Annotated in this window: 9 protein-coding genes; 1 reads left to right on the top strand and 8 read right to left on the bottom strand. The window is 70.6% G+C overall.

Features of this window, described 5'->3' with window-relative positions; genetic code table 11:
• Positions 1–63 precede the first annotated feature (63 nt).
• Entirely contained in the window at positions 64–702 is a 639-nt protein-coding gene (locus HL658_RS28495) for a response regulator (protein ID WP_180285805.1), read from the top strand.
• Here the strand turns inward: HL658_RS28495 and HL658_RS28490 are convergent.
• The 8 genes from HL658_RS28490 to HL658_RS28455 all read right to left on the bottom strand — a co-directional run bounded on the left by HL658_RS28490 (position 680) and on the right by HL658_RS28455 (position 12,933).
• Positions 680–4,195, bottom strand: coding sequence for a hybrid sensor histidine kinase/response regulator (locus HL658_RS28490; protein ID WP_180285806.1), 3,516 nt, complete (start codon positions 4,193–4,195; stop codon positions 680–682). The two genes, HL658_RS28495 and HL658_RS28490, sit on opposite strands and share 23 nt — an antisense overlap.
• Positions 4,196–4,340: 145 nt before the next feature.
• Positions 4,341–6,056 (bottom strand): MFS transporter, encoded by a 1,716-nt coding sequence (locus tag HL658_RS28485; protein WP_211109874.1) that lies wholly within the window; start codon positions 6,054–6,056, stop codon positions 4,341–4,343.
• A gap of 126 nt (positions 6,057–6,182) precedes the next feature.
• Positions 6,183–7,451, bottom strand: coding sequence for a PepSY-associated TM helix domain-containing protein (locus tag HL658_RS28480; protein WP_180285807.1), 1,269 nt, complete (start codon positions 7,449–7,451; stop codon positions 6,183–6,185).
• A gap of 4 nt (positions 7,452–7,455) precedes the next feature.
• Positions 7,456–9,918: a TonB-dependent receptor gene (locus HL658_RS28475; RefSeq protein ID WP_180285808.1), complete on the bottom strand. Its 2,463-nt coding sequence runs from the start codon at positions 9,916–9,918 to the stop codon at positions 7,456–7,458.
• 110 nt (positions 9,919–10,028) lie between these two features.
• Entirely contained in the window at positions 10,029–11,000 is a 972-nt protein-coding gene (locus HL658_RS28470) for a FecR family protein (protein WP_246337995.1), read from the bottom strand.
• 103 nt (positions 11,001–11,103) lie between these two features.
• Positions 11,104–11,616, bottom strand: a complete 513-nt coding sequence (locus HL658_RS28465; RefSeq protein WP_180285809.1) for a sigma-70 family RNA polymerase sigma factor — start codon at positions 11,614–11,616, stop codon at positions 11,104–11,106.
• Positions 11,617–11,666: 50 nt separating this feature from the next.
• Positions 11,667–12,335, bottom strand: a complete 669-nt coding sequence (locus tag HL658_RS28460) for a flavin reductase family protein (RefSeq protein ID WP_180285810.1) — start codon at positions 12,333–12,335, stop codon at positions 11,667–11,669.
• A 148-nt stretch (positions 12,336–12,483) separates the two neighbouring features.
• Positions 12,484–12,933, bottom strand: a complete 450-nt coding sequence (locus HL658_RS28455; protein WP_180285811.1) for a hypothetical protein — start codon at positions 12,931–12,933, stop codon at positions 12,484–12,486.
• Positions 12,934–12,944: the final 11 nt, after the last annotated feature.

Below are 12,944 nucleotides of genomic sequence, written 5' to 3'. Positions count from 1 at the left end.
CCCGACGGTTGCGGCATCCGGAAGGTACACATATAGTTCGACTTTCCAACAGTCGAGCCTTGCATGTCCCTCCGCATCCTGATCGCCGACGACCATCCGCTGATGCGCTCCGCCCTCCGCCAGGCCGTGACCCTGGCGCTTCCGGAGGTCGATTTGCTGGAAGCGGCCCGGTACGAGCAGATCGGACCGGCGCTGGAGGCGGCCGACGGCGCCGACCTCGTGGTGCTCGACCTGCACATGCCAGGGATGAGCGGCTTCATCGGGCTGATGGAGCTGCGCTCGGAGCATCCGGGCATCCCGGTGCTGGTGGTCTCCGCGTCCGAGGACCACACCACCATCCGGCGCGCCATCGACTGCGGCGCGTCGGGCTTCGTGCCGAAATCGGCGCCCAACTCGGCCATCGCGGAAGCGCTGCACGCCGTGTTGGACGGCGAGATCTGGATGCCCCCCGTCGAGGAGCGGGAGGCGGCGGGTGCCGCACCGCTGCACCGCGCCGCCTCGCTGACACCGAAGGAGCTGCGGGTTCTGGCCGGCATCGCGGCCGGCAAGCTGAACAAGCAGATCGCCTACGAGATGGATGTGACCGAGAAGACGGTGAAGGCGCACGTCACCACCATCCTGCGCAAGCTGGGCTGCCACAGCCGCACCCAGGCGGCGGTCATCGCCAGCCAGTTGGCGCTCACTCCCCCGCCGCCGGAGTGATCCGGTCGTCGTCGTTGGCGGCGGAATGCTGCGCCAGAAGCTGGCCGACCAGCGCCCGCAGCGAGCCGGGCCGCAATGGTTTGTGGAGGAGTTGCACCCCCTCCGCCTTCGCCGCCGCGCGCACGGCGTCGCCGCGGTCGGCGGTGATGATGGCCGCTGGCACCACCCGGCCGAAGGCCGCGTGCAGATCGCGCAGGGTGTCGAGGCCGGATACCCCGGCCCCCAGATGGAAGTCGGAGAGGACGACGTCGGGCACCGCGCCGCCGAGCGCCGCCAGCGCCTGCTCCGCATTGGCCGCGGTGACCACCCGGCAGGACCAGCCGGTGAGCAGCCGCTCCATCCCCTGGGCGATGGTGGTGTCGTTCTCCACGCAAAGGATCAGCGCGCCGCCGAAGTCACGCGCCTGCCGGCGTGCAATGGGGGCGGTCACCGGCACCGGCTCCTCCGACAACGGCACCAGCACCGAAAAGCCGCTGCCGCGGCCCGGCACGGAGCGCACGCCGATGTCGTGGCCCAGCATGCCGGCCAACCGCTCGACGATGGCGAGACCCAGCCCGAGGCCGCGCCCGTCGGCGCCATGGTCGTCGAGCTGACGGAACTCCAGGAAGATCTCCTGCCGCTTGTCCTCCGGAATGCCGGGGCCGGTGTCCCACACCTCCACCGACAGGAAGGCGCCGCGGCGCCGGCAGCCGAGCAGGACCCGACCGGTCGCGGTGTAACGCACGGCGTTGGACAGATAGTTCTGGAGAATCCTCCGCAGCAGATGCGGGTCGCTGCGCACCGTGGCGCGGCTTGGGACCATGCGCAGCGGCAGCCCCTGACGGGCGGCCAGAACGGTGAACTGCTGCCCGAGCGGTTCCAGCAGCTCGGCGATGCGCAGTGGGCGGGGGACGGGGCGCATGACGCCGCTGTCGAGCTTCGAGACCTCGGTCAAGTCGCCCAGTATGTGCTCCAGCGAGCGCAGCGAGCCGTCGATCTGCCCGAGCGCCGGATTCTCCGCCGCATCGCCCAGGCTCGCCAGGAACAGCCGCGCGGCGTGCAGCGGCTGCATCAGGTCGTGGCTGGCGGCGGCCAGGAACCGGGTCTTGCCGAGGTTTGCGCGTTCCGCCTCCGCCTTGGCCGCGGCCAGCGCGCGGGTGCGCTCGGCGATGCGGCGCTCCAGCGTCTCGTTGGCCTCCTGCAGGGCGGCGGCGGCGCGGTGCCGCTCGGTCACGTCGGTGTAGACGGCGACGAAGCCACCGTCCGGCATCGGGTTGGTTGCGATCTCCAGCACCGTGCCGTCGGGGCGGGCGCGCACATACACGTCGGGGCGCCCCTGGCGGCGCGGGTCGGTCCACCGGGCGAGCAGCGTGTCGATCACCCCGTCGCGGCCATACTCGCCACGCCCGTCCATGTAGCGGACGAGATCGGCCAGCGTGGTGCCCACCTGGAGCACGTCGTCGGGGATGTCGAGAATATCGCGGAAGCGGCGGTTCCAGGTGGTGGCGCGCAGCGACTCGTCGAAGACGCAGATGCCCTGCCCGACATTCTCGATCGTGGCACGCAGCAGCTCGTGCTGCTTGAGGATCGCGCGCGACGCGTCGCCGATGATGGAGCGCGCGTCGGTGCGCGACAGGCGGCGGTCGGACAGCAGACCCGCCACCACCACCCGGGCCGAGGCGGTGCCGATGGCCCCCGCCAGAAGCCGCTCGGTCGCCCGGATCGCCTCGGCGTCGCTGCGCGCAAGCAGCGCGCTTTCCAGGCTGCCGAGCGGAGGCTGCACGCTGCCGAGCAGCGTCTGGAAGGCGGCGTCGGCCTTCGCCCTCCCGACGTAGCGCATGGCGAGGTCGTGCAGGTCGGCCAGCGTCGCCGCCTTGGGCCCGGCCGCGGCCTCCTCCGGGTCCGGCGGGCGACGGACGAAGCGCGCAGCCTGCGCGGCTTCCAACGCCGACGGCCGGGTCAGCAGGGACCCCGCCACATAGACGAGCAGGTTGGGCCCCAGGCTCCACAGCACCGCGTTGGTCAGCGGGTCGATGCCGGGAATACCGCCAAGCGCCAGCGGGCTCAGCCCCGTAAGCCCGAAGGGACCGGCGCGCAGCGCCTCGGCCGACAGCCAGCCGGCGTTGGCGAAGGAGGGCAGCAGCATGGTGTAGGCCCAGCCGAGGAAGCCCGCGCAGATGCCGCCGAAGGCGCCGGCGCGTGTCGCCCGCGCCCACACCAGTCCGCCCAGCAGCGCCGGCGCGAATTGCGCCACCGCCGCGAAGGACATGATGCCGATGGTCGCCAGCGGAATGGCGGAGCCGATCAGCCGGTAGCAGCCATAGGCCATCACCAGGATGACGATGACCGCGGTGCGACGGACCGCCAGCAGCACCGGCGCCGGATTCTCCCGCAGCCGCCGGTCGCCGAGGCGCAGCGCCATCAGGACGGGGACCGCGATGTCGTTGCAGATCATGGTGCTGAGCGCCACCGTCTCGACCAGGATCATGCTGGTGGCGGCCGACAGACCGCCGATGAAGGCGACCAGCGCCAGCCAGGGCCAGCCGTCGCGGAGCGGGATCGACACCATGAAGGTGTCGGCGTTGGCCGTGCCGTCCGGGAACAGCAGCAGCCCGGCGAAGGCCACCGGCAGGACGAACAGGTTGATGACGACGAGATAGGCCGGGAACAGGCGCGAGGCGGTGCGGATGTCCTTGGCGTGGGTGTTCTCCACGACCGCCACATGGAACTGCCGCGGCAAGCAGATCATGGCAAGCCCGGAGAGCAGGCAGGCGACCCACCAGTCGATGCCGATCGAGCCGGGGCTGATCGACCGCAGGAAGGCGGGATGGGCGTCCAGCGCCTCCATGAAGGCGGCGGGGCTGCCGAAGATGGCGAAGGCGATGGCCGCACCCACCCCGACCGCGGCGGCCAGCTTGACGATCGACTCCGCCGCGATCGCCATCATCAGGCCGCGGTGGTGCTCGTTGGCGCTGATGCCGCGCACGCCGAACAGAATGGCGAAGGCGGCCATCAGGAAGGCCACCATCAGCGTCGTGCCGCCGGGGAGCCGGTCCACCTCGGCCCCCAGGGTCGGGCCGGCCAGCGCCTCGAAGCTGATGGTGATCGCCTTCAGCTGCAGCGCGATGTAGGGCAGCAGCCCGACCACGGCGGCGGCGGTCACCAGCGCCGCCAGCCCCTGGCTCTTGCCGTAGCGGGCGGACAGGAAGTCGGCGATGGAAACGACGTTCTCGGCCTTGGCGACCTGGATGATCCGCGCCAGCAGCCGCCAGCCCAGCAGGAACAGAAGGATCGGGCCGACATAGATGGGCAGGAAGTAGAAGCCGTCGGCCGCCGCCCGCCCGACGGCACCGTAGAAGGTCCAGGAGGTGCAGTAGACGCCGAGCGTCAGCGCGTAGAGGACCGGCGTGCGCCGTTCCCCATGGGCCGCGGCGGTGCGGTCGCCGTACCACGCGATGGCGAAGAGGGAGGCCAGATAGGCCAGCGACACCACAATGACGAGCCAGCTTTCCATGCGCCCCGCCATAGCAAAGGTTGGCCCCACCGACAATGGGCCGCCTTTCAGCAAGACAACCTCCCCCGCCGGGCGGAGGAGGTTGCTGTCTCCCGTCCCCGCCCCGCAGGGGAGCGTCCAGGCGGGGGGAGGAGTTGGTCGGAGGTCAGTCGTGCTGGTAGATGTCCACGTCCTTGGTCTCGCGGACGAACAGCATCCCGATGACCAGCGTCGCCGCGGCGATCACGATCGGATACCAGAGGCCCGAGTAGAGGTCGCCGGTCGCCGCCACGATGGCGAAGGAGGTGGTCGGCAGGAAGCCACCGAACCAGCCGTTGCCGATGTGGTAGGGCAGCGACATGGAGGTGTAGCGGATGCGGGTCGGGAACATCTCCACCAGCATGGCGGCGATCGGGCCGTAGACCAGCGTCACGTAGATCACCAGCACCGTCAGCAGCAGCACCGTCATCACGTGGTTGATCTGCGCCGGGTCGGCCTTGGCCGGGTAACCGCCCTTGCCCAGCGCGTCGCTCAGCCCTTTCTCGAAGGCCGCACCCGCGGCCTTGGCATCGACCGGCGCGTGGTTGGTGGAGGGGCCGTGGCCGAGGTTGACGGTGGTGTTGGTGGCCGGCGCGGCGGAATAGGCCGGGATGACCGTGCTGCCGACCTTGATCTGCGCCACCGTGCCGGCGGGTGCGGCCTCGTTGCTGTAGGGGACGCCGCGCTTCACCAGCGCGCTCTTGGCGATGTCGCAGGAGCTGGTGAACTGGCTGGTGCCGACCGGGTTGAACTGGAACGAGCACTCGTTGGGATCGGCGACCACGACCACCGGCGACGTCGCGATGGCCTGCTCCAGCGCCGGGTTGGCGAAGTGGGTGATGCCCTTGAAGATCGGGAAGTAGGTCAGGCAGGCCAGCAGCAGCCCGGCCATGATGATCGGCTTGCGGCCGATGCGGTCGGACAGGGTGCCGAAGATCACGAAGAAGGGGGTGCCGAGCAGCAGGGCGCCGGCGATCATCAGGTTCGCCGTGTAGGCGTCCACCTTCAGCGTCTGGGTCAGGAAGAACAGCGCGTAGAACTGGCCAGTGTACCAGACCACCGCCTGGCCGGCGACGAGGCCGAAGAGCGCGAGCAGCACGATCTTCAGGTTGCCCCAGCGGGCGAAGGACTCGGTGAGCGGGGCCTTGGAGTGCTTGCCCTCCTCCTTCATGCGCTTGAAGGCCGGGCTCTCGTTCAGCATCAGCCGGATCCACACCGAGATGCCGAGCAGCACGATGGAGATCAGGAAGGGAATGCGCCAGCCCCAGGCGTCGAAATCCTCCGCCGACATGGACAGGCGGCAGCCCAGGATCACCAGCAGCGACAGGAACAGGCCCAGCGTCGCCGTGGTCTGGATCCAGGACGTGTAGGCGCCGCGCTTGCCGTGCGGGGCATGCTCGGCCACGTAGGTGGCGGCACCGCCATACTCGCCGCCCAGCGCCAGACCCTGGAGCAGTCGCAGGACGATCAGGATGATCGGGGCCGCGATGCCGATGGCCGCGTAGTTCGGCAGGACGCCCACGATGAAGGTGGACAGGCCCATGATCAGGATGGTGACGAGGAAGGTGTGCTTGCGCCCGATCAGGTCACCCAGCCGGCCGAAGAACAGCGCGCCGAAGGGACGCACGGCGAAACCGGCGGCGAAGGCCATCAGCGCGAAGATGAAGGCCGCCGTCGGGTTCACACCGGAGAAGAACTGCTTGGCGATGACCGCGCTGAGCGAGCCGTAGAGGTAGAAGTCGTACCATTCGAAGACCGTGCCGAGCGAGGACGCGAAGATGACCTTGCGCTCCTCGCCCGTCATCGGGGTGTCGGCCGTACCGGCCGTTGCTGCGTATGCCATGTCCCACACTCTCCCCAGAGACTTCGGGCGTTCGCCGTGCGTCGCCCTTCGTTCGTGGCGCGATAGTGTGGTGTACGAATGGTTGCCGTCACCCCCGACCATGGTCGGGGGTCGGGCGGCGCCCGCTCACTCTGCCGCAACGGGGTGGTGCGCGGCTCCCGCGCCGCGGCGGATATCGCGGGACAGGCGGGCGCGGCGCTTGCGTGCCCAGATGACCACGCCGGTGACCGACAGGGCAGCCACCACCACCCCCATGAGCGACACCAGGATGCGGCCCGGCACGCCCAGGATGCGGCCGGAATGCAGCGGGAACTGCGCCTGCACGAACAGGTCGGCCATGGTTCCCACCCAGGGCTGGCGATCCCCCAGGTAACGGCCGTCGGTGGAATCGAAGTAGAGCCGCGCCGGCCCGACCCCCGCCGCCCCGTGGTCGTCGCCCGGATGGTGGAAGTTCACGCCGTAGAGCCCGTAGTTTGGCGAGAAGAACACGCTGCCCACCGGTTCCTCCCAGCCGCGGCGCGCCGCCTCCGCCTGCGCCCGCCCGATGATCCCGGGGAAGTCGATCCCCGGCTCCATGGGCTCGTGCAGCGGGGTGGGCGTGCGCGTGTCGAAGGGCGAGGGGGTGACCGACGAGACGAGCTGCATCGCCGGCATGAACACCTCGCGGTAATAGGCGAGCGTGAAGGCGGTGAAGGCCAGGATGAACAGCATCGCCCAGGTCCACAGACCGAAGGCGCGGTGGATGTCGAAGTTGATGCGATAGGCGCTGCCGTCGGTCCGGATCTTCCAGGCCGGCGCCCAGCGCCTCCACCAGCCGCGCGGCACCTCGCCCTCCCCCCGCCGGCGCCTTGCGGGCAGGGTCAGATAGGCGCCGACGAAGCAGTCGATGGTCCAGCCGGCGGCGACGATCCCCATGAACCACAGCCCCCAGTCGTCGATGCCCGCGATCTCCGGGATGTGGAGGCTGTAGTGCAGCTTGTAGAGGAAGGAAATGAAGGTCTCCGTGGTGATCGGCCAGGCGGCCCCCCATTCCCGCCGCCCCAGCTCCTCGCCGGTGGCGGGGTCGAGGAAGACCTGGTTGTAGCCCGGCTCGAACAGCCGGCCGGTGGCCGGATCGACCCGCGGCCACACGAAGAGCGACAGCGATTCGCCCGGCTCGACCGCCAGGGGGATGAAGGTGGCGCGCACCCTCGGATCACGCTCCTCCACCCGCCGGGCAAGCTCCAGCGACGGCAGCGCCTGGCCGGTGCCGGCCACATGGGTCAGGTGCGGGTTCAGCAGGTCGTCCAGCTCGTGGTCCCAGGAGATGACCGCGCCGGTCGCACCGGCGATGAACAGGAAGACCGCGGCGCCAAGGCCGAACCAGCGGTGGAGGAGGGTCCAGAACGCGCGCATGGCATCAGAACTCGAAGGTTGTTGACAGGAGGAAGGTTCGCGGCGCCCCCGGCGCCAGCCAGCCGGGCGCGTAGGACGAGGACGCCCAATAGTCCCGGTCGAACAGGTTCTCGACGTTGGCGCGGATGGTGATGGGCATGCCCGCCGTCTCGATGCGGTAGCGGGCGCCGATGTCGAACCGCGTCCAGCTCGGGATGCTCTGGGTGTTGGCGTTGTCCACATATTGCGAGCCGGTGTGGATGACGCGGCCGGACAGGGTCAGTCCCGGCAGGAAGGGCGCGTCCCATTCGGCACCCGCGTTCACCTGCCAGCGCGGCACGCCGGGCGCGTCCTTGCCGTCGTTGGTGCCGTTCGCGGTACGGGTCAGGGTCGGATCGGTGAGGCTGACGCCGCCCAGCAGCCGGACGCCCGGAACCAGCTCGCCATAGGATTGGAACTCCAGCCCGCGGTTGCGCTGCTCGCCATCCACCCCCAGCACACCGGTGGAGCTGGTGGCGGTGGCGCTGGGCTGGGTGATGCGGAAGGCGCTGAGGGTGGTCACGACGCTGCCCCAATCGACCTTCACCCCCGCCTCGATCTGCTTGGAGACATAGGGGGGCAGAACCTGTCCGGCGTTGGCGTAGGTGCCGCCGACCACCACGCCCTGCTGCAGCCCCTCGATGTAGTTGCCGTAGAGCGACACGTTGTGCCAGGGCTTCACCACCAGCCCCGCGGCCGGGGTCACCGCCGTCTCGCGGTAGCGGGTGGTGACGGCCCCCGTCGTGGTGCTGTAGTTCCGGGTCAGCACACGCTGGTGCCGCAGCCCGCCGATGAGCTGCACCCGCTCGTCCAGCACCGAGAGGACATCGCCGATGGCGAGGCTCGACAGGGTGCTGTCGCTGGTCTTCGGCGGGTCGAAATCACGGGTCGCCGGCTCCGCCGCCGTCACGGGTTCGTACAGGTTGGAGCGGATGGTGCCGGCGATGGTCCGGGTCAGCCCCTCCGTCCGCTGGTGGAACCGGGTGCCGCTGACGGTGAGCTGGTGGTCCACCGGCCCGGTCGTCAGACGCCCGCGCACACCGATTTCCTGCGTGTCGGTGACGTAGTGCTGCTTGAAATGGGCGGCGTTGCCGGTGAGGTCGCCGGCGGCGTTGGTCACCGTCGGGAAGTAGGTCAGCCGCTCGAACCCCGTGTCGCGCGCACCGACCGCGGCGAAGGCGGTCCAGTCCGACGTCAGGTCGGCCTCCGCCCTCACGGCACCGAATATGTCCTCGATGTCCACCCAGCTCCAGGGCTGGAACCAGTTGGAGGAGGTGTCCGGGGCCTTGGGCACCGGGGTGCCGGGTCCGACATAGGTGATCAGGGTCGGCGCGTCCAACTTCTGCTTCTGATAGCCCAGATCGGCGGACACCCGCACCCGCTCACCGCGGAAATCCAGCCCGGCGACCGCAAGGCCCATCTGCTGCGACTGGTCATCGACCGCGGTGTCCCCATCGCGGTACAGGCCGTTGAAGCGCACGCCGAACTGCTTGTCGGCGCCGAAGCGGCGACCGACATCGACATGCCCGCCGAACTGCCCGTCCGACAGGTAGCTGGTGGTCAGGCGGGTCAGCGGCTCGTCCTCCGCCCGCTTCGGCACGAGGTTGACGGTGCCACCGACGCTCCCCGTGGGCGCCATGCCGACGAGCAGCGCGTTGGGCCCTTTCAGGATTTCCACGCGTTCCGCCATCTCCACCGCCACGGTCAGCGCCGGCACCACGCCGTACAGGCCATTGAAGGCGAAGTCCTGGTTGCTGGAGGCGAAGCCGCGGATCATCAGCGGCACCGAATAGCCGGTGCCGGGCCAGGAGGCCCGCACCGAGGCGTCGTTGGCAGCGACGTCGGCGACGCTGCGCGCCTGCTGGTCGGCCATGGTCTTCGCGGTGTAGCTGGACTGGTTGAAGGGCGTGTCCATCACGTCGCGGTTGCCCAGCATCCCGACCCTGCCGCCGCGCGCCACCTGCCCGCCGGCATAGGCGGGCGGCAGGTTGCCGATCTCCGCCTGGGCCGGCGCCAGGACGCGGCCTTCCACCGTCACCGGCTCCAGCACCATGGCGCCGTCGGCGGGGGCCGGCTCCAGCACGACGGTGCGGCTGTCGGTCATCCGCCACACCACCCCGGTGCCGGCCAGCAGACGGGCCAGCGCGTCGCGTGGCGCCATCCGTCCATTCACACCGGGGCTGGTCCGGCCGGCCAGCACCGGCTGGTCCACCGACACTTGCCAGCCCGACTGCCGGCCGAAGGCGGTGACCGCGCCGTCCAGCGCCTGCGCGGCGATGGCGAAATCGACGGCGTCGCCGGCCTGGGTCACCTCCGTTCCCCGGTTGGACGGCCCCGGCTCCGCCGCGACCGCGGCGCCGGGCATCGCCATCGCCACCAGCGCCAACGCCGTTCCCCCCATCAGCCACGCCGCCGTCGGCACACCGGCCGGTACATGATCCGCTCGCAACACCCTCTGCCCCCATCATGACCAATTCGGCGAGTGCGTGTCATTCGCACTTTCAGGCAGGTGACGAAGCCGGCGCCGTGATTTCTCGCGCGGCACCGGAAAAAATCGCGTCAGGAGGTGGAAACGACGAGTAGCCAGGGGGTGACCGCCCGCACCGTGCCGCCGTAAGGGCCGACCAGGGCGCGCAGCGCCCGTGCCGGGTCGGTCAGGTCGTAGACGCCGGTCACCCGCCGGTCGTCCAGCCCGCCGCCGGTGACCAGGATCGCGCCGCTGTGGTTGCGGCGGATGGTGTCGATGACGGACTCGAGCGGGCGGTCCGCAACCACCAGCCGCCCGCCGCGCCACGCCGCGACATCGGCGGGGTCGATGGCGCGACGGTGGACGGTGCCGGTTCCGCGATCGATCAGCAGGCTTCCGCCCGGTGTCAGACTCTCCTCCCCGGCCGCGTGGGCGACGGACACCGAACCCTCGGCCACCGCCACCGCCACGGTGTTGCCGGTGACGTCGACATCGAAGGCGGTGCCGGTGACGGTGATGGTCGCCCCCGGCACGCGCACGACGAAGGGCCGCGCCCGGTCGTGCGCAACTCGGAAGAAAGCCTCCCCCTCCAGCAGGGATACCGTGCGCCGGTCACCGTCCAACCGGCTGTCTATGGCGCTGTCGCCGGCGAGCACGACGCGCGAGCCGTCGGCCAGGGTGACCTCCCGCAACTCCGCGGCACCCGTCCAGTGATCGGCGGTCAGACGGATCTGGACGAATGGCATCAGCGCCAAGGCGGCGATGCCGGCCGCCAGCGCCATGCCGGCCACGCGCCACCGCCGCGATCTGGCGACGCGCGGGCGCAGCGGCACCACCAATGGGGCGGCGGGCTCCGCCGTCAGGACCGGGCCGATGGCCCCGGTCCCGGCCCAGGCACGGCCCGCCACCGCCCAGGCGCGGGCGTGCCGCGGATCCGCGGCGATCCAGGCGTCGAGGCCGTTCCGCGTCTCCGGGTCGTCCGGCTCCGCGTGCAGCCGGAACAGCCAGTCCGCCGCCTGCTCCAGAATGCTGTCGGGAATGCCTTCGCCAGGGCCGCTCATCATGCCGTCCGATCCGTACGCGGGCGACGCGGCCCGCCCGGCCGCACCCATCCCCTGAGTAGACGTTCCACGCCGGGCTTTTTCTCACGACAGGGCGCGGGCCGTGTCACCGGTCGGGCTCGATCAGGCTGCGCATGACCCGGACCATGGCGTCGCGGGTCAGCCGGTGGGCAGTGGCGACGGAGACGCCCAGCCGCTCGGCGATCTGCTGGAAGGTCAAGCCGCCGAAGCGGTGCAGCTCGAAGGCCAGCCGTGTCCGGTCGGGAAGGCCGGCCAGCGCGGCGTCGATCCGCTTCAGCTCGTCCCGATGGATCAGCAGCTCCTCCGGCGAGGGCGCCAGCGGCTCGGCCTCCTCGATGTGGCTGCGGGAATCGTCGCGGCGCGATTCCGCGGCCAGCCGGCGCACGCAGTCGAAGGCGAGGTTGCGGACGATCCGGTAGAGATAGGCGACGGGCTGGCGCAGCGCGTCCTCCTCCGCCCGCGGGTTGGCGAAGCGGAGGTAGGATTCCTGCACGATGTCCTCGGCCCGCGCCCGGCAGCCGACGATCGGCGTGGCGTAATCGACCAGCGCGGCCCGATGGCTGAGGAAGAGTTCGAGCCTGCCCCTGTCGTGATCCAACCCGGTCGTCCGTCGCAAGGCCGGCCGCAACGCCGGCCATCCGGGCGAGATTAGTCCGAGTGCGAATGATTCTCAACAGCGTCTTGCGCCGGATGCCGCTCGCGCCAGTCCGCCACATCGATGCGGGGCATGTCGAACAGGTCGGTGGAGCGGGCGTACCAGCCGCGCCCGTGCATGCGCGCGACGAGGCCGAGCTTCGGGGTGTCGACGTAGCATTTCGCGGCGTCGAGGACCGCGTCGTCGTGGATGTGCATGGCGAGCACTTGGCCGACCACCAGCGACCGGCTGGGGCCGAGCTCCAGGATGGTCATGCGTTCGCACTCCAGCGCCACCGGGCTGCAGGCGATGCGGGGCGGGCGGACCTTGACGGAAGGCGCCGTCTCCAACCCGGCTTCCGCCAGTTCATCGACCTCCGGCCCGAACTCGATGGCGGTGACGTTCATCCGCTCCGCCACCGCCTCCGACACCAGATTGACGACGAACTGTCCGGTCTCGCGGATGTTGCGGGCGGTGTCCTTCGGGTCGCCGGCACGGGCGCCGATGCCCAGGCACACCACCGGCGGATCGTCGGAGAACATGTTGAAGAAGGAGAAGGGCGCCGCGTTGCGCCGGCCCTCCGGGCTCTCCGTCACCACCCAGGCGATGGGGCGCGGCAGGATGGTGGAGGCCATCAGCTTGTACCGGTCCCTCGGGGCGAGGTCGGCGAAGTCGAAGAGCATGCGGGCGGGCTCCGGAACGGGAAACGGGGCGGGGGCGGCCGCCGGCCGTTCCCCGCATCACCCTGCCCCGCCCTTCCGCAAAGGTCCACCCCCGCCCGCATGCGGGGAGCGGAAGGCACCCGCGCGATGGCCGGCGGTGCCCCGCCCGTCAGCGGTGCTTGAACACGGCGTCCACGAAACGGCCACCCGACCGCTCGAACGCGGCGTGGTATTCGGCCTCGGTCACCAGCCAGCCCGGCGGGCACCCCTGTCGGATCACCGGCTCGTCCTCGTCCAGGTCGTCGAGTTCGCCGGAGACCTCCGGCAGGACCGGCTGTGGCACAGGAGCGGGTCGGCGCAGGGGACGGGCCGCCGGCGTGCGCGCCGGTTCGGCCTTGGCCGGAGCCGGGGCCGCAGCCGGCATCGTTGTGGCCGGGATTGTTGTGGCCGGGATCGCGGCGGAGGGACGCGCGATGCGGGTGGCCATGGACGGCGGCTGCAGGCCGCGGATGCAGGCGATCACATCCACGGAACGGAGCCGCAGATCGCGGGCGATATCGGAGGTGCTCTGGCCGGAACGGTAGCGGCGGGAGATCTCGCCGATCTGCAGGCTGTCCATGACGTCGCTCG

The sequence above is a fragment of the Azospirillum oleiclasticum genome (assembly GCF_013423485.1).
Taxonomy (GTDB): Bacteria; Pseudomonadota; Alphaproteobacteria; order Azospirillales; family Azospirillaceae; genus Azospirillum; species Azospirillum oleiclasticum.
This window is presented reverse-complemented; position numbering and strand designations above follow the sequence as displayed.

Coding starts and splice junctions, on each gene's coding strand:
- HL658_RS28495 (WP_180285805.1), top strand. CDS start 64: ATGTCCCTCCGCATCCTGATCGCCGACGACCATCCGCTGATGCGCTCC.
- HL658_RS28490 (WP_180285806.1), bottom strand. CDS start 4,195: ATGGAAAGCTGGCTCGTCATTGTGGTGTCGCTGGCCTATCTGGCCTCC.
- HL658_RS28485 (WP_211109874.1), bottom strand. CDS start 6,056: ATGGCATACGCAGCAACGGCCGGTACGGCCGACACCCCGATGACGGGC.
- HL658_RS28480 (WP_180285807.1), bottom strand. CDS start 7,451: ATGCGCGCGTTCTGGACCCTCCTCCACCGCTGGTTCGGCCTTGGCGCC.
- HL658_RS28470 (WP_246337995.1), bottom strand. CDS start 11,000: ATGATGAGCGGCCCTGGCGAAGGCATTCCCGACAGCATTCTGGAGCAG.
- HL658_RS28460 (WP_180285810.1), bottom strand. CDS start 12,335: ATGCTCTTCGACTTCGCCGACCTCGCCCCGAGGGACCGGTACAAGCTG.
- HL658_RS28455 (WP_180285811.1), bottom strand. CDS start 12,933: ATGGACAGCCTGCAGATCGGCGAGATCTCCCGCCGCTACCGTTCCGGC.